The sequence below is a fragment of the Trinickia violacea genome, from assembly GCF_005280735.1.
In the GTDB taxonomy this organism is placed as follows: domain Bacteria; phylum Pseudomonadota; class Gammaproteobacteria; order Burkholderiales; family Burkholderiaceae; genus Trinickia_A; species Trinickia_A violacea.
This window is the reverse complement of record NZ_CP040078.1, coordinates 1347192-1371680: the sequence shown is the minus strand read 5'-3', so window position 1 is coordinate 1371680 and position 24489 is coordinate 1347192. Positions and strand designations below refer to the sequence as shown.

At 61.7% G+C, this 24489-nt stretch carries 20 protein-coding genes; 8 read left to right on the top strand and 12 right to left on the bottom strand.

Features of this window, described 5'->3' with window-relative positions:
- Genes FAZ95_RS28225 through FAZ95_RS28210 form a run of 4 tightly spaced genes read right to left on the bottom strand, consistent with a single transcriptional unit; the run spans position 1 to position 3617 of the window.
- Positions 1 to 1356, bottom strand: coding sequence for a sensor histidine kinase (locus tag FAZ95_RS28225; RefSeq protein WP_137335759.1), 1356 nt, complete (start codon positions 1354 to 1356; stop codon positions 1 to 3).
- 5 nt (positions 1357 to 1361) lie between these two features.
- Positions 1362 to 2057 (bottom strand): response regulator transcription factor, encoded by a 696-nt coding sequence (locus FAZ95_RS28220; protein ID WP_137335758.1) that lies wholly within the window; start codon positions 2055 to 2057, stop codon positions 1362 to 1364.
- Positions 2054 to 2785 carry a response regulator transcription factor gene (locus FAZ95_RS28215; RefSeq protein ID WP_137335757.1) on the bottom strand — a complete coding sequence of 244 codons (732 nt, stop codon included), beginning with the start codon at positions 2783 to 2785 and terminating at the stop codon, positions 2054 to 2056. Before FAZ95_RS28215 ends, FAZ95_RS28220 begins: the two co-directional genes overlap by 4 nt.
- A 10-nt stretch (positions 2786 to 2795) precedes the next feature.
- Positions 2796 to 3617, bottom strand: coding sequence for a MipA/OmpV family protein (locus FAZ95_RS28210; RefSeq protein WP_137335756.1), 822 nt, complete (start codon positions 3615 to 3617; stop codon positions 2796 to 2798).
- A 270-nt stretch (positions 3618 to 3887) separates the two neighbouring features.
- On the opposite strand from FAZ95_RS28210, the gene ampC reads away from it, so the two are divergent.
- A complete protein-coding gene (gene ampC, locus FAZ95_RS28205) occupies positions 3888 to 5030 on the top strand; it encodes a class C beta-lactamase (RefSeq protein ID WP_137337640.1) in 1143 nt (380 codons plus the stop codon).
- A 69-nt stretch (positions 5031 to 5099) separates the two neighbouring features.
- Here ampC and FAZ95_RS28200 read toward each other — a convergent pair whose 3' ends face one another.
- Together FAZ95_RS28200 and FAZ95_RS28195 are read right to left on the bottom strand one after the other, a co-directional pair.
- A complete protein-coding gene (locus FAZ95_RS28200; protein ID WP_137335755.1) occupies positions 5100 to 8537 on the bottom strand; it encodes a hypothetical protein in 3438 nt (1145 codons plus the stop codon).
- 484 nt (positions 8538 to 9021) lie between these two features.
- Complete coding sequence (locus tag FAZ95_RS28195; RefSeq protein ID WP_137335754.1) at positions 9022 to 9873, bottom strand: LysR substrate-binding domain-containing protein; 852 nt, start codon at positions 9871 to 9873, stop codon at positions 9022 to 9024.
- Between the two features lie 118 nt (positions 9874 to 9991).
- Between FAZ95_RS28195 and FAZ95_RS28190 the strand changes: the two genes are divergently transcribed.
- The 4 genes from FAZ95_RS28190 to FAZ95_RS28175 all read left to right on the top strand — a co-directional run bounded on the left by FAZ95_RS28190 (position 9992) and on the right by FAZ95_RS28175 (position 13921).
- Positions 9992 to 10645, top strand: coding sequence for an FMN-dependent NADH-azoreductase (locus FAZ95_RS28190; protein WP_137335753.1), 654 nt, complete (start codon positions 9992 to 9994; stop codon positions 10643 to 10645).
- Positions 10646 to 10802: 157 nt separating this feature from the next.
- Positions 10803 to 11417 (top strand): hypothetical protein, encoded by a 615-nt coding sequence (locus tag FAZ95_RS28185; protein WP_137335752.1) that lies wholly within the window; start codon positions 10803 to 10805, stop codon positions 11415 to 11417.
- Positions 11418 to 11589: 172 nt separating this feature from the next.
- Entirely contained in the window at positions 11590 to 12180 is a 591-nt protein-coding gene (gene folE, locus FAZ95_RS28180) for a GTP cyclohydrolase I FolE (protein ID WP_254700318.1), read from the top strand.
- Positions 12181 to 12760: 580 nt separating this feature from the next.
- Positions 12761 to 13921 (top strand): IS30 family transposase, encoded by a 1161-nt coding sequence (locus tag FAZ95_RS28175; protein ID WP_137335751.1) that lies wholly within the window; start codon positions 12761 to 12763, stop codon positions 13919 to 13921.
- A 413-nt stretch (positions 13922 to 14334) separates the two neighbouring features.
- On the opposite strand, the gene FAZ95_RS28170 is transcribed toward FAZ95_RS28175, so the two are convergent.
- The 6 genes from FAZ95_RS28170 to FAZ95_RS28145 all read right to left on the bottom strand — a co-directional run bounded on the left by FAZ95_RS28170 (position 14335) and on the right by FAZ95_RS28145 (position 19965).
- The gene (locus FAZ95_RS28170) at positions 14335 to 14700 is read right to left on the bottom strand and encodes a nitrile hydratase accessory protein (protein WP_137335750.1); all 366 of its coding nucleotides are present in this window, start codon (positions 14698 to 14700) and stop codon (positions 14335 to 14337) included.
- Positions 14697 to 15359 carry a nitrile hydratase subunit beta gene (nthB, locus tag FAZ95_RS28165; protein ID WP_137335749.1) on the bottom strand — a complete coding sequence of 221 codons (663 nt, stop codon included), beginning with the start codon at positions 15357 to 15359 and terminating at the stop codon, positions 14697 to 14699. The genes FAZ95_RS28170 and nthB overlap by 4 nt, the downstream gene beginning before the upstream one ends.
- Positions 15356 to 15970 (bottom strand): nitrile hydratase subunit alpha, encoded by a 615-nt coding sequence (gene nthA, locus FAZ95_RS28160; protein ID WP_137335748.1) that lies wholly within the window; start codon positions 15968 to 15970, stop codon positions 15356 to 15358. Before nthA ends, nthB begins: the two co-directional genes overlap by 4 nt.
- Before the next feature lie 89 nt (positions 15971 to 16059).
- The gene (locus tag FAZ95_RS28155) at positions 16060 to 17130 is read right to left on the bottom strand and encodes an ABC transporter ATP-binding protein (protein WP_137335747.1); all 1071 of its coding nucleotides are present in this window, start codon (positions 17128 to 17130) and stop codon (positions 16060 to 16062) included.
- The gene (locus FAZ95_RS28150; protein WP_137335746.1) at positions 17131 to 18867 is read right to left on the bottom strand and encodes an ABC transporter permease; all 1737 of its coding nucleotides are present in this window, start codon (positions 18865 to 18867) and stop codon (positions 17131 to 17133) included.
- Between the two features lie 30 nt (positions 18868 to 18897).
- Positions 18898 to 19965, bottom strand: coding sequence for an ABC transporter substrate-binding protein (locus tag FAZ95_RS28145; RefSeq protein WP_137335745.1), 1068 nt, complete (start codon positions 19963 to 19965; stop codon positions 18898 to 18900).
- Between the two features lie 738 nt (positions 19966 to 20703).
- Here FAZ95_RS28145 and FAZ95_RS28140 point away from each other — a divergent pair.
- From FAZ95_RS28140 to FAZ95_RS28125, 3 genes are all read left to right on the top strand, one after another.
- On the top strand, positions 20704 to 21564 hold the full coding sequence (locus tag FAZ95_RS28140; RefSeq protein WP_137335744.1) for a DMT family transporter: 861 nt from the start codon (positions 20704 to 20706) through the stop codon (positions 21562 to 21564).
- Between the two features lie 912 nt (positions 21565 to 22476).
- Positions 22477 to 23484, top strand: coding sequence for a dienelactone hydrolase family protein (locus tag FAZ95_RS28130; RefSeq protein ID WP_175425794.1), 1008 nt, complete (start codon positions 22477 to 22479; stop codon positions 23482 to 23484).
- 247 nt (positions 23485 to 23731) lie between these two features.
- A complete protein-coding gene (locus FAZ95_RS28125) occupies positions 23732 to 23917 on the top strand; it encodes a hypothetical protein (RefSeq protein WP_137335743.1) in 186 nt (61 codons plus the stop codon).
- The last annotated feature ends 572 nt before the right edge of the window (positions 23918 to 24489 follow it).

Here is a 24489-nt window from a genome sequence, read left to right as displayed (position 1 = left end):
CTAAAGCCAGACGGTGAAGCAGGTCCCGGCCGCGAGGCGGCTCACCGTCAACCGCCATTCGTGCGCGATGGCAATTTCCTTGCAGATGGCGAGCCCGAGACCCGCGCCGTCGTGCTTCGCATCCGGCGCACGCCAGAACCGCTTGAACAGAAACGGCAGATGCTCCTGGCGGATACCCGGCCCTTCGTCGCGTATCTGGATCGACGCCTCGTCGATCGCCAACGACACCACGCTCTTGGGCGGCGACACGTTGATCGCATTCTCGACGATGTTCTTGAGCATGATGAAGAGCGCGCTCCGGTCGGCCCATATCGCGGGCAGTGTCGGGTGCGGCTCGATCTCGAGCTTGACCTCTTTCGCGTCCGCCTTGCGCGCGAGATACGCGACGACGTCCTGCGCCACGTCCGCGATGATCACCTGACCGAACGTGAAGTTCTGCGACTCGCTGACTTCCGCGAGATGCAGCAACTGCCGCACCTGACGCGCCATCAGATCGATCTCGCGAAGCAGCAGCTCCTTGTCCTTGATCTCGGGTTGCAGCTCGATCTGTCCTCTGACCAGCGTCAACGGCGTTTGCAGCTCGTGCGCCGCGGCCGCAAGAAACTGCTGCTGAACCGTGAAGCCGTTTTCGAGCCTGCCGAGCGCTTCGTTGAAAGCGTCGATCAGCGGCTTGATTTCGCTCGGAACGCCGGTGGTCGAAAGACGCGTCGTCAGGTTGCGCGGCGTGATTTGCTCCGCCGCGCGCGACGCCTCGCGCAGCGGCTTGAGCACGCGGTGAATCGTGAGCGGCAGCGTCAAGCCGAACGTGACCGTCGCGATGAGGAGGAGGATCGAGACGATCTCCGGGATCGGCTTCACCTTGAGTTTCACCAGCTCCTTGATGAAGTGCGCGCTCGTTGCGCACTGCACGTAGGAAACGGTCTGGCCCTTCACGATCCGCTCGGTGGCGACGCCATACGGCCTGCCATTGATGGTCGCATGAGCAATCGTGCCGCTCACGTCGGACAGGCGCTCGGCAAGCCAGGGGTCGCCGCTTCTCGCATTCGCGGACGCCATTAACAAGCGCCCGTTTTCGTCGAGCACGCGGTACTGGACTTCCGTCGGCGTCACATTGAATAGCCACGATATCGGCTCGGGAAGCTGCACCGAGACGGGATGGCCGGCGGAGTCGAAGTTAAGGCCGCGCGCGACGGCGGCGACGAATTCCAATTGCTCGCGCCGCCCGAGCAACGGGTCCGGATAGCGCTCGAGCACGTAAATGACGGACGTCGCCAACAGCGCGAGGCCAAGGGCCAGCGCAGCGACGCTCGTCAGCCACAGCCGCGCGGACAAACTTCGAATCCAGTGCTTGAACATGATGACTAGCTCGAACAAAACACATAGCCGGTCCCGCGCACCGTCTGGATCAGATCGGGAATGGCGGACCGGCTCATGATCAAGCGGCGCAGGCGATGCACCGCGGCGGACACCGACCCGGGCCGGTACGGCGTCTCAGGCCAGATGCCCTGGGCAATCCGCTCTCTCGACAACACCTGGTTCGGCGCGCTCGTGAACAGATTGAGAATCGCATAGTCGCGCTCCGACAGCGGCACCGCTTCGCCGCGAAACCTGAGCGTGCGCGAGGCGAAGTCGAGCTCGAAGCCGTCGAAGCTAAAGGGCGGCCGCGATGCCGGGTCCTGGAACGAAACGTCCTTGGCGCGCGCGAGCACGCGCCGGATTCTTGCGAGCACCTCATGCGCGTTGAACGGCTTGGTGATGAAATCGTCCGCGCCGCATTCGAGCGCGACGATGCGCTCCACCGCGTCGTCCCGCTCTCCGAGCATGATGACCGGCAGGTCGTCGCCGCTGCGGCGCAATGCCTTCAGCGCCGCGAGACCGCTGCCGAGCACTGCGCCGCTCGCCATGACGACGAGGGCCGGGCGCTCTTCACGGAGCCGCTTCTCCATCTTGCCGGGCTCGTACAGCACGGCGACATCGTAGCCGCTCGCGTGCAGGCAGACGCGCAGCGCGTCGCGGCACGCGGCGTCGCCATCGACGACGAGAATGCGCTGCTTCATACGCCCGCGTCCCGTTTCGACGGCGCCGGCTCGTCGCTCGAGAGCGGGCCCTGGGCGCCCGCCTGCAGCGCGAAGCCGGCGCCGCGCGTATTCGTGAGCCGCGTCGCCGCGCCGATCGCCGCGAGCTTTTTGCGCAAGCGATGCAGCGTCACTTCGAGCGCGTTGGGCGTTACGGCGCCGCCGAGCCCCCAGGCGGCATGTTCGAGCGTCGCATGCCGAACCGTGCCGCCGGCGGCTTCGATGAGGCACTGCATGATCTGCAGCTCGGTCGGCGCAAGCACGACGGACTCGGCGCCGCACTGCAAGACACGCTGCCGGGGATCGACGCTGATATCGGCAAACGACGCGATCAGCGCGGTCAGCACAGCCGGCCGGCGCATCAGCGTGCGCACGCGCGCAACGAGCTCGCTCATCGCAAACGGCTTCGTGACGTAATCGTCCGCGCCGCTCTCGAGGCCGTCGACGCGGTCATGCAGCGCATCGCGCGCGGTCAGCATCAGGCAAGGCGTCATCCTTCCCGCGGCCCGCAGCGAACGCAGGAACGCAAGCCCGTCGCCGTCGGGCAGGCCGCGGTCGATGATCAGCACCGCGTAGTCGGCCTGGCTCACGCCATAGCTCGCCTCCGAGACGCTGCGGAACAAATCGGCTTCGATCCCCGCGTCGCCCAGCGCCTGGCGCACCATGCCGGCGAGGCGCTCGTGGTCTTCGACAATCGCAACTCGCGACATGACGCTGCGCTCAATTGAAGTGGTAAAGATAGCCGACCATGACCTTCGGAACGTACCGCTTGCCGACGATCGGACTGTCGGTGATCGCGCTGCCGAGATGCGACACGCCGACATCGAGAAGCACCTGCTGCTGCTTGGTGAAGTGGTAGTCGACACGCGTGCCCACCGACATGTTCCAGGTCGAGGTCCCGGTGTACGCCGGGCGCCCCGCCTCTGCTTCGGACGGCCGCACGCCGTAATAGTAATCGACGTATTTGCTGCTCAGCCATTCGACGCCGGCGTGCGGCGTGAGGGAAAAACGTCCCAGATCGAAGGACTTGCTGAAATCGATATTGGCCCGCTCGCCCTTGTTGCCGCCGAGCAGGTAGTCGGTCGACAGCGTGCCGAATGCGGTACGCCACGCGAGCGCCGGGCCGTACCAGAACGCGCCGTTGCGATTTTCCATGCCGTTCAGGATCGGCGCGTCCGACCCCTTGAAGCCCTCGCCGAGCGCGTACCGGCCGCGCAGCGCGACGCTCACGCCGCTCCAGTTGCCGATCTTCAAGTCGATCGTGGTGCCGAGGGCGTGCACCCATTTGTCGTCGAAATAGAACAGCGGCAGCGGCGTGGTCTTGGCGCCGTACCCCTTGTACGCGCCCTCCTCGACGCCGACTCCGGCGCCGAGCCCCCAGCGGGTCACGTTCGTGGCGTTGCTCAGGATGGTGAGGCCGGAGTCGTTCGTGCCTGACGCTTCCGCGCCGATGGCGCCGTCGGCCCAGGCGGTGCCCGACGTGAGCGCAAGAGAAGCAATGGCAAGCAATAGCGGACGTTCGCGGCGGAGCGTAATTTTCACAGTCGTTTTCCGGTGGTCGGTGAAGGCAACAGACGCGACTCTAGGACCGGTCGACTTACTCGTTACTTACTCGCAATAAAAGGAAAGCGGAATCGTCTGCTCGCGCGAGCGCAAAGAATTTCTTATGGCTCGGTCAAGTTATCCTCGCTTGTCGCGTGGCCCAGGCGGGAACGACAATCGCTGCACCTCGAACGCTTCTCCCCCTTCTTCCACCGATAAGCTGCCAACTCCCAAACCTCCCAAACAATGAATCGGAAACTCAAAGCCTTGATGACGACGATCGCCTGTGTCGTCGCATCCCAAAGCCAAGCCGCCACCGCCGTCGACGCTCAGCAACCGGCACTGCAGCGCGCCGTGGACGCGGCCATCGCCCCCGTCAAGCAGCAGTACGGCATTCCGGGCATCGCGGTCGGCGTGACCGTCGACGGCAAGCACACCTTCTACAACTACGGCATCGCGTCGAAGGACACGCGCGATCCCGTGACCCGTCACACGCTCTTCGAGGTGGGCTCGTTCAGCAAGACGCTCACAGCCACGCTCGCTTGCTACGCGCAAGTCGACGGCAAGCTGTCGCTGTCCGACACGGCCGGCCAGCATTTACCGGGTCTGCGCGGCAGCAACCTCGCACGCGCGAGCTTGCTGAACCTCGGCACGCACACGTCGGGCCTGCCCCTCTATGTCCCTGACAGCATCGCGAACAACGAGCAACTGACGACGTTCCTGCGCGACTGGAAACCGGAACATCCGGCCGGGACGTTCCGCCTCTATTCGAACCCCGGGATCGGCACCCTTGGCCTGATCGCGGCGAAAAGCATGAACCAGCCGTTCGACGACGCGATGCAAGGCATGCTGCTGCCCGCCCTCGGCATGACGCACACCTACCTCGACGTGCCGGCCGGCGTGATGAAGGACTACGCGCAGGGCTACAACAAAAACGACGCCCCGGTGAGGCTGAACCCCGGCGCGCTGGCTTCCGAGGCATACGGAATCAAGACCGATACGGCGGACGTCCTGCGATTCCTCGACGTCAACATGAACGTGTCGCCCGTCGATGCCAAGTGGCAGCAAGCGATTGCGTGCGCTCAGACGGGCTATTACGCCATCGGGCCCTTCGTCCAGGACCTGATTTGGGAGCAGTATCCGTATCCGGTCGCGTTGAACACGCTGCAGGCCGGCAACTCGCCCGACGTCATTTACAAAGGCGCCGCGGCGACCGAGTTGACGCCGCCGTTGCCGCCGCAATCCGAGGCGCTCATCAACAAGACCGGCTCGACGAACGGCTTCTCGACCTACGCGGTCTTCATCCCGGCGCGCAAGATCGGCATCGTGATCCTCGCCAACAAGTCCTACCCGATCGATGCTCGGGTGGCAGCGGCCTATCGGATCTTGAGCTCGCTCACGGACCAGAAATGATCGAATCGCGCCGGCGTGACCGGCGCGATTCGATCGACGTGCTGCCCGATGCAGCGATGGCTCACCCGATCAGCAGCACGTGACCATCAGTTGCCGGATCTTGTCCTTGCGTCCCTTCTCGACAAAGACGGTCAGCACCAATCGCTCGCGGCACGCACGCAACACGACATCGGCGAAGCCGGATTCGCAGGTGCTGAAGCGCTGAGTGCCGCAGCAGCTCTCGAGGACGAAGCCCTCGAAATCGCCGAAGCAATCGAACAGCACCTCGCACACCTTGCCGCGATACGGCACGAGCTCACCGCCGCAGCCGCCCTGCCCCGGACCGTGCCCTTGGCCAGGGCCCGGCTCCGGCGCGCCGTTCGGCGACGCCGGGATCGCGCCCGCCTTGCCGCCGAACCCATTGACGCGGCCGACCAGGTAGGACAAGTAGCGCTGCAACACCGGATACCACCGGCTCGTCAGCGGCGTGTTCAAGAAGCGCCACTTCATGATCGCGAGCGTGTTCTCCTCGGGCCACAGCAACGGCTCTTCGAGCGAAACCGGAATCGTGACCTGGAACGTGCCGACGATGTAGCGCCAGTCGGTGACCGGCGGTTTGCGCTCGGCCTCGGCACGCGCCTGCGCCACGATCCCCGTGTTGTTCGTCAACGCAGGCGGTTGCCGGCTGCGCACGCGGCGCACCACCACGTTGAACTGCTGCCCGGCCTTCACGCCGATCGGCAGGTCGATCGTGAAGAGGCCCGCGAAGCTCGCGCCGGTCCCGAACGGAATCGGCAGATACGTCACAGGATGATCGACCGTGCATTGCACCGTGTGCTCGTCGGTGGCGGTCCACGGGACGTCCGCGTAGAGCAGCATCGACAGCCGCACCACGTCGAGCGAACTCGCTTGCGGCCAATAGATGCTCGCGACGCTGCCCTTCGGCGTGTTGCCCCAATCGATCATCAGCTCGTCGGGATAGCCGAGCATCGTCGTCAGCGGGTTGTCGGTGCGCAGGCTCGGCTTGTTGTCGAAGGTTTGCGGAATGCGGTGCGTGGCGGGCCCGCCCGGATTGCCGGACCACGTCACTTGCAGATTGCGTTGCGCGAGCTTGTCGGTGTTTTCCGGGCTCAGCGTGATCCCGTTCGAGTTGAGAATCGGCGCGGCGTCATAGGCGATTTGCGCAACGAGGCAGTGATGCGTGCCCGGAAGCGCATTCGCCGGCAGGTCACCCACGTTCAGATAGCAGCCGAAGTAGTGATACGTCTCGTTGTAGCTCGAACTGCTGATCGTCGCCTCGTTGGCCCCGGGGTTGCTGCCGCTCAGATCGTAATCGCCCGTGCCGCCGCTCGTCGCGAAGAACGCGAACGTGAGGTTGTCGGGCGGGTTCGTCGTGGCGTCCACGCCGTTGAGCGGCTTGTCGGGCAGATTCAACGCATCGTAGGTGCTCAGATACGTGGTTTGCGGATCGTAGTCGGTGTCGTTCGACTGCGTCGCGAACATCCGGAAGAACACCTTGACGTTGGTGGCCATCGAGCCGGTGCCTCTCATCCGCACACGCGCGATCGCGAAGTTGTACGCCGTGTGCTTCTTGTTGTCGGGGCCGAGCACCTGATTCGCCACCGACGAATCCTCGATGAGATCGTTCTGCTCATTGAGCGTCTGGAACGGATCGGTGCCGCCTTGCTGCGTGTAGCCATTCGACGGATCGTTCAGGTAAAGCAACAGATTGCCGAGGTAGCCGAACGGTGCATCGGCGCCGCCCGGGAAGTTGATGAACGGCACCTGGTTCAAGTCCGGGATGACCTGGAACACCCGCAGATCCTGGCTCAGATAGAACGCATTGGGCGGGGTGGTGTTCGCGTCGACGTTGGTAAAATACGGGTCCGCGCCGGCCGTGAGTTCGAACAACGCTTCGGCGTTGAACGCTTGCGAGCCGAACGCGATGCCGGCCTCGAGCGGATAGATCGCCGGGGCTGTCGATCCGTGGGAAGGAAAAGCCCCGCCGGGAATCGACACGACCGTAATCGGAAACAGAATGCGCTGCGGCGTGTTGGGGTTCCCGCTGAAGACGGCGCCGCCCTGAAGAAACTTGGCGCCTTGCGCCGCGAACGGTCCGGAAAACTGAATCATCGGATTGCCGACCACACTCGGTGCGAAACCTTCGAGCGCGAGGTAGAACGCGTCGGGAAAGTTCTTGCCGCTGGTCATGGCGCTTTGCACCTCGTCGGCGCCGAAGGTGTTCTTGAGGGTCCAGAAATGGAACGTCGGATTCTTCCGCGCGAGCCACGTGGCGACGTTGACGTAGAACTCCGTGATCGGTTCGAGGATGGCGGGCGGCAGACCCAAGTCCGTGTTGGTCGGCGGCCCGTGCATCGTATCGGAGTGCGGATCGCCGATCAGATTCTTGTCGAGATAGTGATGGAACGTCGACCCGGTCACGATCCGACCGACGTTCGCGCCGTAGCCGTCATAGACGCAGACGGTCCCATGCACTTTTTCGTTCGTGGCGGCATAGTCGGGCATCTGTCCCGGCGGCGTATTTCCGTCGTAAGTCGCGTGCCCGACATCCTTGCCGTACGCGATGATCTCGGGTGTCGGCTGATAACCGCCCGGGTTCGGAAACTCCGGGTATGAATGCGGGTGGTTGCCGCTGTCGATGAAAGTCAGCGCGTTGGGCGTACCGCCGCCGTCGTTCGGATTGAACGATGCGCCCGATGCGAGAATCGTCGAGAAATCGGTCGCCTCGCCCTCGTGCATGTGGTCCGGAAAATCGGCGATCGCCACGCCGCCCGTGCCGCGCAACACGGCATGGATCGGATTCGGCGACTGGGTCAACGGATTGCCCGCGGCATCCATCAACGTTTGCGGCGTCGGGTCGGACTGGTCCCAGAAGAAATAGACCTTCTGGCCGCCGAACATCGTCGCATCGGGCTGCAGCGTATCGAAGCGATCGGTCATGCCGGCGGGATAGCCGGGCGACGTACCGTCGCCGCCGACAGACCAGTTCGGCATGAACGTCTGGCCGGTCGCCGGATCGGTGAACGCATGATCCCACTCGAACCATTTGCGCATCACGCGAATGCGCGGCAGGCCACCGCACATGCACGCGCCGAGGCCGTCGTGATCGCCGACCGCAAACACCCCGCCGCCGCCCTTCATGAAATCGGCAATGGCGATTTGTTCGTCGGGCGTGATGTTGGTATTCCAGTTGGCCAATTGCGTGCCGTTATAGCCTTCGTCGCCGATCAGCCAGATGAGGTCGTAGACCGCGAGATTGGGCACATCGGTGAAGACGAAATCGCCCGGGTAGGTCAAGTTCTGCGAGGTGTCGGGATCTTGCCCGGCAAACTTCGCGCCGCGCCGGTGCGCGGTGTCGACCTGGATCGACGGAATATTGCTGGGATTGTTGAGCGCATTGACGAGCGTGACGAGCGAGAAGCAGGACGAGTCGTAATGCGAGGTCGTCTGCGGGCCGTAGTTGAAAAAGTTACCGTCGGTAACCATGAGCATGCGGATATCGGCCATGTCGTTCCCCCCGGATGGCTGTCGCGCGCGCCCGCCCGAGTCGCCTTGCCATGCGAGCAGGAACTCGGCGCCGCGTCGCTTACGTAAGACGAAACGGCGCGAAGGGGTTTTTAAGCTTTCGGGTATCCGCATTTCGCGGTTGGTGCCGACATATTTTGCTGCGGCGCGAATAGTGGAGGTGTTGAGCGCGCGCTGTTCAAGGGGGGCATTTCGACCCTCTACCGCCGTTCGACCAGACGCCGCGTCTACGACTGCTTCCAAGGGACTCAGAGAATTGGATTCGGCTCTCTTGCCGACCGGGCCGGCGGCTCCGATCCTCCCCAAATCTAGGCGTGTCGACGCTCCGAGCAAACGCCCACCGTGGACAAATAATTTTGCGCGTGCGGAACAAATCTGGTCGAGGCTCGACGACTCATTGGCCAGCGCGGGTCGAGCGAGGTCTTGATTTGTTCTCTTCGCCAGCCCGCCTCGCGCCCGCTCGACGTCATCCTTTGCGCACGAATGCCAGCACGATCGCGTTGCCCAGTTCGTCGGCGATGTGCGCCGATGCCCCCGCCGCGGCGAACATCGTGAACTCGACATCGGGCAGCGCAGGCAAGCCGGCATCCGGCGGGACCACGTGCAGGCCATGCACGAGTTGTGTCTGCACGATCGGCGTCACCGCAAAACCGGCCTGCGCCGCCGCGCACAGGCCGCCGCCGCTTGAACACACCAGTGCGATCCGATAGTCGACGCCTGCCCGCGCAAGTGCGGCCAGTGCAGCCTCTCGATACGGGCAGGGCTCCGGAAGTAGCGCGAGCGGCACGGGCGCGCCGGGCGTAAGCGATGCCCACTCCGCGCCGGCCCACACGAGCGGCTCGCGCCACAGCACGCGCCCAGGGCGGGTGCCCTGGCAGCGGCCGCCGATCACCATGTCGAGTTCGCCGTGATCCATCGTGGCCAGCAGTTCAGCCGCAATGCCGACCCGGACGCTGAACTCGATACGCGGGTAGCGCACCGCAAACGCCTGCATCACGTTCATCAGCCTGACGTTGGTGAGATCTTCGGAGAGGCCGACACGGATCGCGCCCTCGCTCGGTCCGCGTGAGAGTTGCGCCTGAGCATCGTGATTGAGCGCGAGGATCGCGCGCGCGTAACCCAACAGCAACTCGCCGTCGGCAGTGAGCGCGACCGAGCGCGTGGTGCGCGCGAGCAGGTCGCGGCCGACCTGTTTTTCCAGGCGCCGCACATGCGCGCTGACGGCGGACTGCGTCAGATTGAGACGGGCAGCGGCATGTGTGAAGCCGCCTTCCTGGACGACGGCCACGAAGGATCGCAGCACCACAGTATCAAACATCGGACATTTCCTTGGGTCTATTCAGTGCGATTAACACTGAATGACACGATGATACTTCGTTTATATTTTGCGTCGCGATATGTTTTGATGATGGCTGTCACACACCTGGAGCTATCCCATGCCGACCTTACTGCATATCGAATCGTCGCCCCGTAAGCGGCGATCTGCGTCGCTTGACGTCGCGCGCGCGTATCTGGACGCTTATCGCGACGCGCATCCAGACCATCGGATCGATGCGCTCGATCTGTGGTCAGTCGGGTTGCCGGAGTTCGACGGCGACGCGCTCGATGCCAAATATGCGGACCTGAGCGGCACGCCGCTCAGCAAATCCCAACAGCAGGCGTGGACGAGCATCCGGGCGCTCGCGCAGCGGTTGCACGACGCCGATACGCTGCTCTTCTCCGTGCCGCTGTGGAATTTCTCGATCCCGTACAAGCTCAAGCAGTTCATTGATGTCGTCTCGCACCGGAACATCCTCTTCTCTTTCGACGAGCGAGGGATGACGGGATTGCTGAAAGACAAGCAGGCGGTGGTCATCTATGCGAGAGGTCTCGACTATTCAATGGACTCGAGCACACCCGCACATTCGTTCGATTTTCAGCGGCCGTTTATGGAAACGTGGCTGCGATCCGTCGGCGTGACCGACGTTGAATCGATCGTCCTCGAGAAAACACTCCTAGGTCCCGAAGTGGACGAAGCGGCCAGACAGGCTGCGCGCGAGCGCGCAGTGGCGCTGGCGCGAGCGACTTCTGTTCAGCCGGCAATTGAGTAATTGATTCGGACCGTTTAACGAATTGATTGTGTGGATTGAGCATGCGGTAGCTGTCGAAGCCTGAAGAGGTCGCTGCCGCGATCATCTCCGCAGCGCGTCAGGCAAAGTAGGCACTGTGTGCGAGCCGTCTTCAACACAACTTACATACAGAGTATCCATGTCCACTCTTAAGAAACTGTGCGTTTTGCTCGCCACCTTGACATTGGCCTGTGTCTCGTTCGCACAGACGTCTGACGTCAAACGCGAACGCATCCGCGGCGATATTGTGTCGCTTCGCGGCAACGTGCTGACAGTGCATCGCCACAGCGGCGACAATGTTTCGATCGAAGTCGAGCCTGACGTCGCGGTAACGGCCCTCAAGGTGATCAAGCTCTCGGACGTCAAAGTGGGATCCTATGTCGGGACGCCAGCAATTACGGGCCCCGACGGAAAGATGACTGCTACTTCCGTTCTGCTCTTTCCGGAAGCGGCACGCGGCACACAGGAAGGACACTTCGCTTACGACTTCGGACCCAACAGCACGATGACGAATGCCAACGTGGACAGTCTTGTCACGGGTTCCAGCGGTCGCGAACTCAAACTGTCGTATAGGGGCGGGAGTAATACGGTGACAGTGCCCGGAAACGTGCCGGTCGTGACGTTTGCTCCGGCGACGCGAGCCGACCTCACGTCGGGCAAGAAGGTGATCGTCGTGGTGACTCCCGCTCAGCAAGGTGTCTATGAAGCGCACGTGGTTTTAGTAGAAAAAGACGGCGTTATACCGTCGCTGTAGTGCGAAATGTTGATAAGTCGTTCGCCTGCGAGCCAATCGTTCGCGTAGGCAACCTTTCATATTGCGGTTGTGCTGGTGAACAATGAACGCGGACGACTGCGTGCGTGTGGTCACGCTTAGAAATGAGCGAAACACGGTGTCAACAGTGCGATTTACAGGAGAGTTGATTGTCATGCAGTTGAAGAAGATGGAACTGCCTTACCACCCAAACGAGGAGTTGGAGTCTGTAATCACCAACCTGCTCGCACTGGTTGATGACGACCCGCTGCGTGAGGGGTTGCGCGATACACCGGCGAGGGTTGCGAAGGCGTGGCGGCACTGGTGCGGCGGATACCGCGTGGACATCGCCGAGCTGATGAAGGTGTTTGAGGACGGGGCGGAACACTATGACCAGATGGTTGTGCGCAAGGACATCCCGGTCTATTCGCACTGCGAGCACCATTTGGCTCCGATTATCGGTCGGTGCACCATTGCCTACATACCTGATGGGAAGGTAATTGGACTGTCGAAGCTGGACCGTCTGGCGGACGCGTTCGCGCGCCGATTGCAGGTACAGGAGCGCTTGACGAGCCAGATCGCTGACGCCCTGGTGGAGCACCTGCAACCGCTCGGCGTTGGAGTATGGGTCAGTGCCCGCCACTTGTGCGTCGAGTCGCGCGGCGTACAGCACACGAACAGTGAAACCATAACCACAGCGCTACGCGGATGCATTCGCGAGCGGGATGCAGCACGCGCTGAGTTTCTTGCACTGGCGCGGAGTTAGAGCTTTACGAGGACTCAACCAGCTTCGGCGTCCGGGAAGTCATTCCGAGGCCGGAGTGGCGCACGAACGCACTGCCGGCACTCCAAGCTCACCCCCGGCCTCCGGAACCGCAGCCCACGGCGCAGGTCGGTGAGCACGTCCATGTCTACGTGATACGTCAAGCGCGTCGTGACGAACGTCGTACTTCATCGAGCATGCGTGCAACACCGGCGCGAATGCCCGATAGCCCGCCGGGCATTGTTGCGAGGAGGATGACCGCTGTACTCCGGAACTGACCATTCGATGCGCGAGAACGCGAGTGGCCGAGAAGGGAAAGTACGCATTCGCTCGCAGTGAAACCCGACATTCGTGGTCGCGGCGGTCCTAATGGCAGAAAAGCAACCTGAAGCTGCCTCACGAACGGCGACACCTGAATGTCGGCAAAGGCCGATGAAGGAGCGTTCGTCTTTGGCGGTGAGATGGCCGCTTACGGGGGTGCAACGGCCGTTCGAGCAGTGGTTTCGATCGGCAAGTTCTCGGGGCGGATTCAACCGGTCGATGCAACACACTTAAGACTGCATAAGCAGTGAAGGGCGTTGCAATGAAGCAAAGACGGCGGATTTACTACACAGAGAGCCAGAAAGCGTTAATGTGGGAACGCTGGCGGAAAGGCGAATCGCTTCAGAAGATCGCCCAGCTGTTCGACCGGAATCATTCGTCGGTACAGGGGATTCTTGCGGAAACAGGCGGAATACAACCGCCACGACGACACCGCTCCAGACTGGCGTTGACACTTGCCGAGCGAGAAGAAATATCGCGCTCCTTGGTGGCAGGGCACTCGATCCGTTTGGTGGCAAGCCGGCTCGGACGAGCGCCTTCCACCATCAGCCGGGAAATCAGGCGAAATGGCGGAGCTCAAGGCTATCGAGCAAATCAGGCCGACCAGCTTGCCTGGGAGCGGGCCCGTCGCCCAAAGGAATGTAAGCTCGTCAGAAATCGAGCGCTCGCCCAGGTCGTGGCGAGCAAACTTCAGCTGCAGTGGTCGCCAGAACAGATTGCCGGTTGGCTCACGCACTCATACGCGGTCAACAAGGACTATCAGGTGTCGCACGAGACGATCTACCGGAGCCTTTATATACAGGCTCGCGGTGCGCTAAAGAAGGAATTGCTGGAGCATTTGCGGCGCACCCGGGCCATGCGTCGCTCGCGCCACCATACGCAAAAGACTGAGGATCACGGCAGACTTCACGACACGGTACCAATCAGCGAACGCCCAGCCGCAGTCGAAGACCGCGCTGTTCCTGGCCATTGGGAAGGCGACCTGCTATGCGGCAGTGCGAGCAGCCAGATTGTGAGCCTCGTTGAACGCCAGACTCGCTATGTGATGTTGGTGAAGATCGCCAGCAAGGACACCGAGACAGTCATCAACGCGCTAATCAAGCATGCCTGCAAGCTGCCGCAGGAGCTCTATAAATCATTGACGTGGGATCGCGGAACCGAGATGACGGACCACAAACGCTTTACAGTGGCCACCGACATCAAAGTCTATTTCTGTGATCCGCAGCATCCCTGGCAGCGCGGCTCGAATGAGAACACGAACGGACTCCTAAGACAGTACTTTCCAAAGGGAACTGACCTCTCGGTCCATTCACAGGCCAAGCTCAACGCCGTTGCGAGACGATTGAACGAGCGTCCCAGAAAGACCCTAAACTACGAGACGCCCGCTGAACGATTCCATCAATTCGTTGCATCGACCGGTTGAATCCGCCGGCCAATGCTGCCGTTCGCCCATCGACGCTAATACGCCCGCTTAGGTACAACGGTCATTCGTGTAGTCATGTCGGCCGGTAAGTACTCCGCCATTACTGCCGTTCGTGGCAGCAAGATGATGATGACCAATGTCCGCTGTCGGGCGGGTTCGGCGTTGAGCCGCACCCGGGCCCATGAACGGACATTCGCGAATGCCGCCAATCTCGGCTATATGGGCTTCGTGGCACCTGGGGAGGAATAAAGCGACGCCCCATAGAGTTTTCAGCTTTGACCGCTCGGCCGATTCTTGCTGTTCGCGACGGACCGCCATCGACCCTACATAGCGGGCAAAGCTGTCTCCCGAAACGCGACGGTCATGTATCGAAAGGCAGGCGGGCGCCCCGCACCAACGGACCTTGCAGTCGCTCAGCTCTCGAAATCCTCGCGTTGAAGCTCAATCGGCTGGCCGTGCGACGTGCGAGCCGCGGCGCGCCCCCATGCCCGTTGATAGTCAAGCAGCTCCTTTTCCGAGCTGGCGCCTTTCGCCGCGATCAGCGTTTCAAGCGCTGAAAGCCAGCAGTGGTAATAGTTATCATCGAGACCGGCATCGCCTGTGACCTGCGCCTTGGCGATCTGCCCGGCGAGCGCCCGTGTCCATTCGGACCAGGTGAAAAGGCCGCGCTCATGCAACGCGACAGCCATCGCGAAGGCCTGCGCCTGCCAGGGTGCTTGAAACCTGGGGCTGTCATCGTCACGAAGCGTTCCGGGCAACTCATCGGATTGGTTGCTCATGCAAGCGGCTCCAGGTAGGGTTCCCATGCGTCAATCGAAACGCTCAGACCTTCGGGTGCATCGTCGCCCCACAACTGGCGTCCTTCGAACACGACTGAATAAAGCCACTGCGGGTGCTCACCCAAGCCCTGCGCGTTAGCATCGGCGAACACGTGCACGCCGCGGATCTGTTCGACGCGCCCTATCTTCCCTCTGGCGTAGCCGGGCAGACGGGTGTGGTGCTGGACCTCGGATTGGCGAGTGCGCACATCCTCACCCACCTTGAAGCGGGCTGGCGACGTCGCGGACCGCTCGGTCATCCTGCCTTTCGCCACCACCCTGGCAACTTCGGTTGCTCGCAAGACGCTCGGCAGCGGGGCCGGTGGGCGCAGCATGCGGCCTGCCACGAGCTCGTCTTCAACGATCAGGCCCCCTTCGATGAGAAGCTGCTCCAGTGCCCTGACCCAGACACCGTAGTAGGTCAATGCAGTGTAATCGGGCAAGGTTTCGCACGCGCTGCGAAACATGTCGATGTTCCATGCGCCAGTCGCGCGCATCGCCAGCGTCAGGGCCAGCGCGTACCGCTCCCATTGCGCGTGGAACAGTTCATCGTCAGGGTCGGGGACGACCTGGCCGGCCCCCTTCTGTCCGCCCAGGTCCGCGTGGGAACAATAGCTCATCCTGAACTCCCCGGACTCCTCGGCAGTCCGGTCCCGATCATGGAATCGCGCGTGACCAGGGCCGCTAGCTCCTCCTCGCTCAGGCCCTCGGTGCCTGCAGGGCGTCGCGGAATGACGAGATAGCGCACCTCGGCGGTGGAATCCCAGACGCGGATCTCCGTCGATTCAGGCAGCGTGACGCCAAAATCCCTTAGCACACCACGCGGATCCCTGACCGCACGGGCACGATACGCCGTACTCTTGTACCAGGTTGGCGGAAGCCCAAGGACGGGCCATGGATAGCAACTGCAAAGCGTGCACACAACCATGTTGTATCGCGACTCGGTGTTCTCGAGCGCAACCATATGCCGACCTGTATACCCCAGTGACGCGATGGCGGAAGTCGCGTCCTCGAGCAACCACTTGTGGAAGGCCGGGTCGACCCAAGCCTTTGCGACAACACGGGCTCCATTACGTGGCCCGATCTTTGTTTCGTAGGTATCGATCAGTACATCCAGAGCCGCCAGATCGATATAACCCTTCTGGGAGAGCACAGTCTGCAGCGCGCGAACGCGCAGATCCATCTCGCTCAGTTCGCTATGTTCGCCGCTCTGATCGTAGTCGTGCGTCATGATGCGATGTTAGCCGGTAGAGACCAGGCTCCGTGGCGGTACCCCCCGCACAATGTGCGCGTTTTCGTGCAACGAGGCGAGCAGGAAAGTCATACGATCGCCGCCATCTGGCTGGGGTCGAGTTCCAGCCAGAGCACCTCCCCGACATTGTAGACGTCGAGCGGGGATGCGCTCACGCGCAAGCGCGTCGAACTCGCCACTGGGACCACCGCGTAGTCCCAATACTCGCCGAGGTATGCGCGCTCAAGGACTCTCACCTCGACCTGCGGGACATGGTCGACGCGTTGCGATTTGCTGCGCGAAAGCCGCATGCTCTGAGGCCGCACCGAGAAAGTCACCTTGCCTGCGAGCGCACCGCCGTCCGGCAACGCGCTGCGCGGTACGCTGAACCGATCAAACACGATCTCAGCGCCGTTGCAGGCGCCATCAATCAGATTGGTGCGGCCGACGAAGCCGGCAACGAAGCGCGTCCTGGGCCTGGTATAGAGCGTATGCGGGCTGTCGACCTGCTCGATGCGGCCCTGGTTCATCACTGCGATGCGGTCGGACGTCACCATCGCCTCCGCTTGATCGTGGGTGACGTATACGGTAGTAATGCGGAACTCGTCATGCAGCCTTCGGATCTCAAAGCGCATCTCCTCGCGCAGGTTGGCGTCGAGGTTGGAAAGCGGCTCGTCAAGCAGCAGCACAGAGGGCCGGATGACGACGGCGCGCGCGAGCGCCACGCGCTGCTGCTGACCGCCGCTGAGGTCGGCGGGATAGCGCTGTGCCAGGTGGCTCATATGAACGACGTCGAGCATCTCACCGACGCGCCTGCGCATTTCCTCACCCGACAGCCGCCGCAGCTTGAGCCCGAATGCCACGTTTTGCTCGACCGTCATGTTTGGCCACACCGCGTAACTCTGGAAGATCATTGACATTTGCCGCCGCTCCGGCGGCACAGCTCCCGCGGGCGAGGACAACAGCTTGCCGTCCATCTCGATCGTGCCGGCACTCGGATCGATGAAGCCGGCGATCATTCGCAGTGTTGTCGTCTTCCCGCAGCCGGAGGGGCCGAGCAGCGACACGAACTCCCCCTCCTCGAGTACCAGTTCCAGGCCATCGACGGCCAGCACTTGACCGAAGCGTTTCTCGATGCCGCGCAGTGCGAGCTTGCTCACTCAATTTCTCCGCAGCAGGAAATCGCGGCCGATGACTCGATAGCCGAGCGCCGCGATGGCAATCGACACGGCCAGCAGGATGGTGCCGAGCGCTGCCAGCACCTCGAAATTGCCCTCTTCGGAGAGGTCGAACAGCATCACCGAGATGACTCGCGTGTTGGGCCCTACGAGGAAGATAGCTACGGACAGCTCACGCGCTGCCGGAATGAATACCAGGATCCAGGCGCCGGCGAGACTTTTCTTGAGCAGCGGCGCCAGCACTTTGCGAATGGCGGTGGGCCGGCCGCCGCCCAGAATGCGCACCGCCTCCTCCATTTCCGGGTTGATACTGCGCATGCCGGCGGCGCTCGACGTATAGGCGATCGGCAGGAAGCGGGTGGTGAAGGCGAGAATCATAATCGTCGCCGAGCCGTAGAGCGCGAGCGGAGGCGGCGCGTAGGCCGCATAGAAACCGATCGCCAGCACGACTCCCGGGATGACGAACGGTGTCATGCACAGGAAGGCCAGCGCGCTGCTCCATGGCACGAGCTTGCGGCTCACTACATAGGCGATCGCTAGCGAAAGACCGATCGCGGCGAAGGCGGTCGCGCCCGCATAGAGCAAAGTATTGAGGATCGCCTGCTTCGCCTGCGTCTGCTCGAACAAAACATAGCGGAAATTACCCAGCGTGAGGTTTACTATGGAAAACCCGCGCCCCCATGCCTTGCTAAAGGCCGCCTGCAGCAGCACCCCCATAGGCAGAAGCACCGATATGGTCGCGACGAACAGCGCGTAGAACAGCATCGCCCAGCGCCAGCGCCCGAGCCGGATCAAGCGCCGCTCGCCGCCCTTGCCGGACACGGCCACGTACCCTTTGCGCCCGGTGAGCGCGCGCTGCAGCCAGAACATCAGCATGGTGATCAGCAGCAGCGGGATGCTATAGGCGGCCGCCTCCTCGACCCGAACCGGATATTCGAAGAATTGCCACAGCTGGGTCGAGACCACGTTGAAGCGTGCCGGCAGAGCGATCAGAGCCGGGGCGCCGAACAGCGCAATGGCCTCCAGAAAGCTGATGATTAGGCCCCCTAGGATTGCCGGCAGAACCAGCGGCAGGGTCACTCGGAAAGTGGTGCGCAAAGTACCGGCGCCCAGAATGTTCGCTGCATCCTCCATCTCCGAGGAGACGAGATCGAGTGCCGAGTTCGTGAACACGAACACATAGGGGAACGAGGCAACACCGACCACTAAGATCAGCCCGGTCATGGAATAGACATTGAAGATACCGTGGTCGCCCCCAGTGAACGCCATCCAAACCCGATTGAGCCAGCCCGAATTCGGGCCTGCCAGCAGGATCCAACCGATGGCGCCGAGATACGGCGGAGTGATGAAGGCGCCCAGCACAGTCAACCGCACGAACGATTTGGCCGGCATGTCGGTGCGCGAGATAGCCCAGGCGATCGGCACGCCGAGCACCCCAGCAAGCAGCGCGACGCCGGCACCGAGTTCCAGCGAGTTCAGCAGGGCTTGCAGGTGGCGCAGGCTGCCATAGGCGTCGCGGTAATTGGCGAACGTAAACCGACCGGTCTCCGCTTCCTCGAAGCTCGAGATCAGCAACCGGAGCATCGGGCTGGCCACTAGGAACACGAGCACGGCAATCATGGCGAGCCACAGCAGTATGCTGGGCTCAAAACGGCGTAGCCGACGCGCGAGCGTTGCTCCTGGCGGGGGTTCAACCCGCGTGTCGTCCGAGTTGCTCATCGTAGAGATCAGCGGTTCTGGAAGCGGTGCTTATACGCCGAAGGTGCTCCGCCACTGCTCGATTACTTCGGGAATGCCTTTGACGATTTCCTCGCCGCTCGGACGAATGGTCTTCAGCTCCCTGGCAGACCTGACGCCGGGCGAAGGTGCCACTTCTGGCCGGAGCGGCTCGAAGAAATGGTCGACCCAGATCTTCGACGCGTCGACGCTCATGAGATATTCCATGAACAGCCGCGCGCCCTTAGGGTGCTTCCCTCCCTTGAAGATGCCCGACGGTGCCAGAATTAGCACCGTGCCGTCGGTCGGGTAAACCATCGCCAAGGGATTGCCCTTCTGCACGTTCTCGGCAGCGGTTGCAATCAGGGCGGTGCCAGCGATGAGGCGCTCGCCGGCGTTGACCATGGTGATCGTATCGTTGATCGAGCGGCCGATCTGCGGATTGTTCTTGGCCAGGGAATCGAAGAATTGCCAGCCGTAGAGCTTGCGCATCATTACGGTCCAGGTCCCGACGTAGCCGCTGAACCCCGGGTGGCCGAGCGCGATCCTGTCCTTCCATTTCGCGTCGGTGAGATCGCTCCAATTTCTCGGCGCCTCGGCTTCCTTGAGCTTGGCGGTGTTATAGACCATGCCGATGAGGCCCGCCGAGGTCACGAAGTAATATCCGTCGGGATCGTAGTGCTGGTAGATGTCGAGCACCTTGCTAGCGTTCTCTGGCACGTATTGCTCGAGTGCCTTCTTTTCTTTCAGGTAGACGTAGTGGCCGATGTCGGTCGAGCTGAGCACGTCGACTTGCACGGCGCCGGCCTTGAGCTCCTGAGACACGCGCTGGAACGCCACCTGCGCGGTCGTGCGCACCACGTTCACCCTGATCCCGGGATAGGCCACCTCGAAGCCATGGCCGAGCGCTTGCGCAGTCACGTCATCGGAATGGGCGGTGTACCAGGTGAGCTCGCCCTCCTTCGTCGCCGCCTCGTAAAGGTCCTTCGTGTGAGCGGTCATCGCGGTCGCCGCAACCAGCCGCGCTCCGCCGACCATTGAAAGCGCGAAAGCGGCAGATCCGCATCTGAGGATTTCACGGCGCGTGACAAACCTTGTCATTGCGATTCCCTCACGATGCTTTTGCGCAAAATCTCCCCGTCCCCTCGATTAGGGGTTAGGCGAGGCTGGCCGCGGCAACGGCTAATGCAAGCCAATACGGTAAGTTCATTTTTTGCGACGCTCGGCACATGCACGATTTCCCCGTCTCGTGTCTTTTGTTCTGGCACAAACAAATCGAGTATAGGTCAGTATCGGACAGGCACCAGTAACGCGCGACCGGTTTAGGGAGCGTGACTTTCCCTCAGGCAGAGGCTGGCGAGCCGTGAGGAATCAAACGTGGGGGTACCGACAATCCCAAGGCAAATGCGCATAGCGCCTATTTGCGGACATGCATATACGATCGCCCCTGCTCGATTTAAGGGCTCGGCCTATTCAGTGATGCACCAGCCTTCAGAAAATCGATAAAAACTCGCAACTGTGCAGGCATCTACTGACGCCCTGGATAGCAGAGAAATGGCCTCGAAAAGGTGAAGGACAGCCACCCCTTCCCCGGCGGTACTGATTGTGAGATCGACCGTCGCGCCGAGGCTGACCACGAGCAGCCCGGGAGGATCCAGCCGCACGACTTCGTCGTCCCGCTCAAACTTCCAGACCGGTATTGCGCCGCTGGCAAATTGGCCGCGCAGGCATTCACTCGCGCTGGTGCTCGGGGCCGCGACGCATTCGCCCGCTCGTTCGATTGTTTGTGAGGTATCTTGGTGCCGCTACCGCCATCATTTTCGAAAGAGGGCTCTTGCCGTGTCTTCCGCTCGTGTCGTCGCGCTGACAGTACTGTCGATGGTGGCCTTTGCGGCGAACTCGCTATTGTGCCGTGTCGCCCTACGGGGCACCGGAATCGACGCGGCGACTTTTACGTCGATTCGCATCATGTCCGGCGCCTTTGTCCTGTTGCTTGCGGTGTGGGTTCAACGGGGCCGAGTTCCGCGTGCCGGCAATTGGCCGTCCGCACTGGCTCTTTTCGTCTACGCTGCTGGCTTCTCGTTCGCCTACCTCAGCCTGCCCGCATCGACTGGAGCTTTGCTGCTGTTCGCCGCGGTTCAAGCCACCATGATCGGGTACGGCGTCTGCACCGGCGAGCGATTTTCCGTGCTGCAATGGATTGGCCTCGTTTGTGCCCTGGCGGGACTCGTGGGACTGTTGCTTCCCGGTATTTCCGCGCCACCGCCAGGAGGGGCGGCCCTTATGCTTGCCGCCGGCATAGCCTGGGGCATCTATTCGCTGCGCGGCAAAGGCGCGAGAAATCCGACGATGGAGACAGCCGGCAACTTTACGCGCGCGGTGCCTTTCGCTGGGGCGCTCAGCGCTATCACGCACATGCATGCCGCGTTCGACTGGGCAGGCCTTGCGTACGCGATCGCGTCCGGGGCTGTCACTTCTGGCATCGGTTATGTCCTTTGGTACGCCACATTGCCACAATTGAGAGTCGCTAATGCCGCAACGGTGCAACTGAGCGTGCCTGTGATCGCCGCCATCGGCGCTACCATTTTCCTTGGCGAGAGCCTCACGCCCAGAATCGTGCTGGCGTCGGTGGCAATCCTGGGAGGAATCGCCGTCGTCGTCCTCAAGGGCCGGCGGCCCGCCAACATCGAGAGAACGTAGACCTTCCTTTAGCCGAGTAATTGCGGCCATCGGCTTCGCAGGCCTCCCAGATATAGCATCGTCTTACGAAAAGAACCTGTTGACATCTCACTTCCGCGTGTCTCGATAGCATCCAAAATCTCCAAGTGCTCCGAGAAGGAGTCATGGCCTCCGCCGTTCGAGGCGGACCGAGCGTACAAAGGCGGTGCGTGCGTAGATGTTTTCAAGCGCACACCATCTCCTTGTCTCCTGACAAGCTGGCAAGTCTGCCGTTCGTCGCCACAGGATTACGCGTCGAACGTACCGCTGGCCGCGCGGCGGTGGATTTCCGAGGCCGCCCTGTTGGACAGAGCGATTGCGCACGGGGTGTGCCGTGTCGTCCGTCGCTGTGTCCCTCTTGGCGACATTCAGTGCCCCGTTATATATGACATGGATATTGGGCATGTCCCTCCGCAACTGTCGCTCGTCAACGGCGCGTTGGCTCAAGTAAAGCTACGCGATGGATGCGGAACCGTGGTTCAGCGACTAGCGTAAGCAAGCCACTAGACCGATCACTTTGCCCGACGTGAGACAGAGTGCGGCCAGTTTCGGTCATACGTTCCAATGCTTGGAGCGACATTCAAACGTCGGTTTCCGAACCCGACAGCTGACCTTCATCTACCGCTCGCAATCGTCGCGCCCGGTCGCGAGGGCTGTGTCTCGTCCCCCGTCGACAGATGCCAGCATCGGCAAATGCTGACCGCGTCCGCCTCCACCAGGTTCGGCGGGTCAATCACGGATACAAGGGAAACGACAACACGTGGCCGGAAAAACAAGACGCGCTCGTAGGGCTGAAGTACGGCCGGTTATCTTCGGCAGGTTGTAGTTGCACGTGCATGTACTACGCTATTGTCAACAGTTTGTCGACTAATACGTGATTAAGAAGGACTTGCCATGCTTGCGCCTGAAGGGTATCGGCTACGTTTCCGCCTCATCGCGCTGGTCGCGCTCTGCATCTTCGTCGTCATGCACTTTCCACTGGCGCACGCGCAGGCTTCACGAACGGAAATTATCCCGTTCAAGTCGCTGACCCTGACTGACCAGGAGTTCCTGGTCGGACGCGAGGACGGCGAGCCTGTCACCGTTGCGGGCGAACTGCGCCTGCCACGTGCGGGCACCGAGCGATTCCCGCTCGTCATTCTGCTCCACGGGGGTGGCGGTATTGGCGGCTATGTTGTCGACTGGGAATCGTATTTTCTCGCGATGGGTGTTGCTACCTTCGTCATTGATAGCTTCACTGGGCGCGGCATCACTAGTACAACCAACGACCTTGCCCAAATCGGACGACTCACGCAAGTCGAGGATGCATACCGCGCACTTGCCCAGTTGGCAAAGCATCCGAGAATTGACTCTACCCGAGTGATGCTAATGGGTTTTTCCCGAGGCGGGACAAACACCCTCTATGCGAGCCTGACGCGTTTTCAACGGATGCATGCTGCTGCATCAGGCGCGCAATTCGCTGCGTACGTGGCCTTTTATCCTGACTGCACCATCACGTACCGCGACGAAGAAGAAATAGCTGCGCAGCCCATGCGCGTGTTTCATGGTACGGATGACAACTACAACCCGATTGCGCCATGCCGAGCGTACGTTGGCCGGTTGAAAGCCAAAGGCAGGGACGTCCAGCTGATTGAATACGCCGGAGCTGGCCATGTCTTCGACGGGCGAGCCTTCAAACCACCGGTAGTATTCCCGCAGGGGCAGACCCTGCGGAACTGCCGGTTGGAGGAAGGGGATAACGGGCAGCTTTTCAATACCAAGACCAAACAGCCGTTCTCGTACAGCGACCCCTGCATAGAACGGGGTGCAACCGTCGCGTACGACGAGAAGGCGGCGATGGAAGCCAGAAAGGCGGTTGCAGAGTTTGTTGCCGCCACGCTCAAGCCACATCAATCTCCATAACCTTGATCGTTCGCCGCAACGACTTATGAGCGGGCTGCTGACCAACGAACTTGTGACACGGGCTTGCTGTATCCTGGTTGTGTTGCAAGCGCGTGTTGCGCGGGCAAGGCCCGGGGCTAGTGTGCTAATGGTAGGACCGTACGGTTTCGACACTGACCTCTGCCGCTTCGTCCAGCTCTCCGATGGTCTTTTCCTGCATGGTGCGCTTGACTGCTCAACGAGCTGCTGTTGCGAGCGCGAGTGCAAGATGGTGGCGAACATCAAGTCGCTGCCTGACCGGCACCAGTACTCGAATGACCGCGAAGGCGAAGAACTCGCCAGTAAATTCACCCCGCGAATGGCGGCTGTACATCCGAAACGCGCCGCACAGTTCGCAAGATGGCGACCGGCAGCAACGGGTCGGGAGCACGCGTTCGCCGAAAACGCGACCTGACATTCGCGGCCATCGATACGGGAACGGCAGGAAAGCGACTTGAAGCTGCCTCACCGGCGGCGTCACCTGAACGTCAACTTTGGCCGATGAAGGAGCGTTCGTCTTTGGCGGTGAGATGGCCGCTTACAGGGCGGAGCCGACACCTGAACGTCCGACCGGCGACGCCTGTGAACGGCGGTTTGTGGCCGATGTCACGCGTCCACGCAGGCCGTCGAAAAAGCCCCGTTGAGATCTCAATCTCCGCATCGAAGAAGGTCCATCGAACTGGCGCTATCGACCCGTTGCGGCGGTCGAGTCGATTCATTCCCAACTGCCGTCTGCGAACCTAGACCGGTCGTTCGCACGAAACTACTCGACACCCAATCGCCGGGACAGTGAAAGCTTCTTACGAACACGAGCGTCGCGACGTCCCCAGACATCAGGTTGTCAGGACCCTCCGGTATCATCTGAATAACACGTGTCCGTCCATAAGGGACCGTAATCGTGGACGGTAGAACCTACCTATCGCTAGTCAGTGGGGTTTGCCACTGCAATTGATCGCAGCGCAGGCGCTTGAAGGCCTGCTCAGAGTC

Bases quoted from the DNA above. Each gene is read 5' to 3' on its own strand.
- FAZ95_RS28225 (WP_137335759.1), bottom strand. From the start codon at position 1,356: ATGTTCAAGCACTGGATTCGAAGTTTGTCCGCGCGGCTGTGGCTGACG.
- FAZ95_RS28220 (WP_137335758.1), bottom strand. From the start codon at position 2,057: ATGAAGCAGCGCATTCTCGTCGTCGATGGCGACGCCGCGTGCCGCGAC.
- FAZ95_RS28215 (WP_137335757.1), bottom strand. From the start codon at position 2,785: ATGTCGCGAGTTGCGATTGTCGAAGACCACGAGCGCCTCGCCGGCATG.
- ampC (WP_137337640.1), top strand. From the start codon at position 3,888: ATGACGACGATCGCCTGTGTCGTCGCATCCCAAAGCCAAGCCGCCACC.
- FAZ95_RS28200 (WP_137335755.1), bottom strand. From the start codon at position 8,537: ATGGCCGATATCCGCATGCTCATGGTTACCGACGGTAACTTTTTCAAC.
- FAZ95_RS28195 (WP_137335754.1), bottom strand. From the start codon at position 9,873: ATGTTTGATACTGTGGTGCTGCGATCCTTCGTGGCCGTCGTCCAGGAA.
- FAZ95_RS28190 (WP_137335753.1), top strand. From the start codon at position 9,992: ATGCCGACCTTACTGCATATCGAATCGTCGCCCCGTAAGCGGCGATCT.
- FAZ95_RS28185 (WP_137335752.1), top strand. From the start codon at position 10,803: ATGTCCACTCTTAAGAAACTGTGCGTTTTGCTCGCCACCTTGACATTG.
- folE (WP_254700318.1), top strand. From the start codon at position 11,590: ATGCAGTTGAAGAAGATGGAACTGCCTTACCACCCAAACGAGGAGTTG.
- FAZ95_RS28175 (WP_137335751.1), top strand. From the start codon at position 12,761: ATGAAGCAAAGACGGCGGATTTACTACACAGAGAGCCAGAAAGCGTTA.
- FAZ95_RS28170 (WP_137335750.1), bottom strand. From the start codon at position 14,700: ATGAGCAACCAATCCGATGAGTTGCCCGGAACGCTTCGTGACGATGAC.
- nthB (WP_137335749.1), bottom strand. From the start codon at position 15,359: ATGAGCTATTGTTCCCACGCGGACCTGGGCGGACAGAAGGGGGCCGGC.
- nthA (WP_137335748.1), bottom strand. From the start codon at position 15,970: ATGACGCACGACTACGATCAGAGCGGCGAACATAGCGAACTGAGCGAG.
- FAZ95_RS28150 (WP_137335746.1), bottom strand. From the start codon at position 18,867: ATGAGCAACTCGGACGACACGCGGGTTGAACCCCCGCCAGGAGCAACG.
- FAZ95_RS28145 (WP_137335745.1), bottom strand. From the start codon at position 19,965: ATGACAAGGTTTGTCACGCGCCGTGAAATCCTCAGATGCGGATCTGCC.
- FAZ95_RS28130 (WP_175425794.1), top strand. From the start codon at position 22,477: ATGCTTGCGCCTGAAGGGTATCGGCTACGTTTCCGCCTCATCGCGCTG.
- FAZ95_RS28125 (WP_137335743.1), top strand. From the start codon at position 23,732: ATGGTGGCGAACATCAAGTCGCTGCCTGACCGGCACCAGTACTCGAAT.